Annotated in this window: 2 protein-coding genes and 1 pseudogene; 2 read left to right on the top strand and 1 reads right to left on the bottom strand. The window is 71.2% G+C overall.

The genetic code is table 11. The features are described from left to right. A pseudogene (locus tag G6022_RS13255) lies at positions 1 to 231 on the bottom strand (histidine kinase); the annotation flags it as partial. 63 nt (positions 232 to 294) lie between these two features. Here G6022_RS13255 and G6022_RS13250 point away from each other — a divergent pair. Then, positions 295 to 1,107 carry a hotdog fold thioesterase gene (locus G6022_RS13250; protein WP_182639630.1) on the top strand — a complete coding sequence of 271 codons (813 nt, stop codon included), beginning with the start codon at positions 295 to 297 and terminating at the stop codon, positions 1,105 to 1,107. A 65-nt stretch (positions 1,108 to 1,172) separates the two neighbouring features. Continuing rightward, the coding region (locus G6022_RS13245; RefSeq protein WP_182691745.1) for an NAD(P)H-dependent oxidoreductase at positions 1,173 to 1,700 on the top strand (528 nt) is incomplete at its 3' end.

Below are 1,700 nucleotides of genomic sequence, written 5' to 3'. Positions count from 1 at the left end.
GGACAGTGCCCCCGCCACGTCGACCGCCCGACCCCGGTCCACCGTGTCGATCGCGCTGTGCGCGGCGGTGCGCAGCAGCAGCCACGCGCCCCCCGCCGCGGCGGCCAGCACCAGGATGACGATCGCGGTGGCGATCACGGTGGTGGCCGTGCGGATCGGCCAGCGTCGGGGCGTCGCGAGAACCTCGCTGCTCAGGGGTGCTGTCCGGGGGGGCTCTGCTCGTGGGGGCACGGCTCCATTGTGCGGCCACGTGGGCCCGACGGGCAGGACTGGAACACGTGTTAGCGTCGCTAGATGAGGGAATCGACGCACCACGGCCCGGAACCCCGGCTCGGACTGACCTTCAGCCAGAACGGGGACGGCACCGTGAGCTGGCACCAGCCGGTCGCCGACCAGTTCGTGGACCCGTCCGGGCGCTTCGCCACGGGGGCCCTGGCGGTGTTGGTCGACTCCGGTCTCGGGGCCGAGAACCACCGCCGTCGTCCCGAGGGGATGTGGACCGTCACCACCGAACTCCGCCTGGATCTGCTGGCGCGCCCCCGTGAGGGGTCGACCGGACTGGGCGTGCGCACGGACCACCTGGGCGACGACGGCCACTGCCTCACCACGCGGGGCGACGTCCTCGATGACGACGGCGAGGTGGTCGCCGCGGGGCTGGTGAAGTCGATGGAGATCGCGGGGGTCGTGGACCCGGATGACTACGACGACGAGCCGCCGTGGCCCTCCGCGTTGGCGCCGGGAACGCTGGCCGAGGTGTTGTGCCTGACGGTGGACCACCACGATGACGGCCCGGGGGACACCCGCGCGGTGGAGGCCGTGATCGCCCCCGAACCGGCGCTCGCCAACCCGCTGGGGAACCTGCACGGCGGGGTCTTCGCGGCCGTCGCGGAGGTGGCCGGCGCCGCGGTGTTCCCGCACGAGCGAGACGTCAGTTCGTCCTCGCTCGACGTGAGGTACGTGCGGCAGATCCCGCTCGTCGGCCCGGTCACGGTGCGCGCCGAGGCGCTCCACGACGGTCGGAGCTGGGGGATCGCGCAGGCGGTCACGCGGGACGCCCGCGGCCGGGTGTGTGCGGTGGCGTCGGTCACTGTCTACGGCAGGCGGTAGATTGTTGCCGTGTCACTCAAGTACGGTCGAGGTGTCCACGACATCGATCGACGGAGGAGACGCGAGTGAAGATCGGCATCATCCTGGGCAGTGTCCGTGACGAGCGGGGCGGCGCGGCCGTGGCCGACTGGGTCACCGCGGAGGCGTCATCGCGGGAGCTCGCCACCTACGACCTGGTCGACCTCAAGTCCTTCGACGTCCCGCTCCTCACCTCGGCCACCGTGCCGGGTGCCGCGAACAAGCAGTACGACGACGAGCGGGTCACCCGGTGGAGTGAGGCGATCGACTCCTACGACGCCTTCATCTTCGTGACCCCCGAGTACAACCACGGCGTTCCCGGCGCTCTGAAGAACGCCTTCGACTCCCTCGGTGACGAGTGGGCGGACAAGCCGGTCGCCTTTGTCTCCTACGGCGCCGAGGGCGGGGTACGGGCCGTGGAGCAGTGGCGCCAGATCGTCGCGAACTTCCGGATGTTCGGCGTCCGGCAGCAGGTGTCGCTGAGCCTGTTCACCGAGTTCGGCCCGGAGGGTCTCCAGCCGAACGACCGGCGCGCGGGGGAGATCTCCACCCTCTTCGACCAGCTCGAGGACGCG

Origin of the sequence: Dietzia sp. Cai40 (assembly GCF_014145165.1) — a bacterium.
GTDB lineage: Bacteria > Actinomycetota > Actinomycetes > Mycobacteriales > Mycobacteriaceae > Dietzia > Dietzia natronolimnaea.
This window is presented reverse-complemented; position numbering and strand designations above follow the sequence as displayed.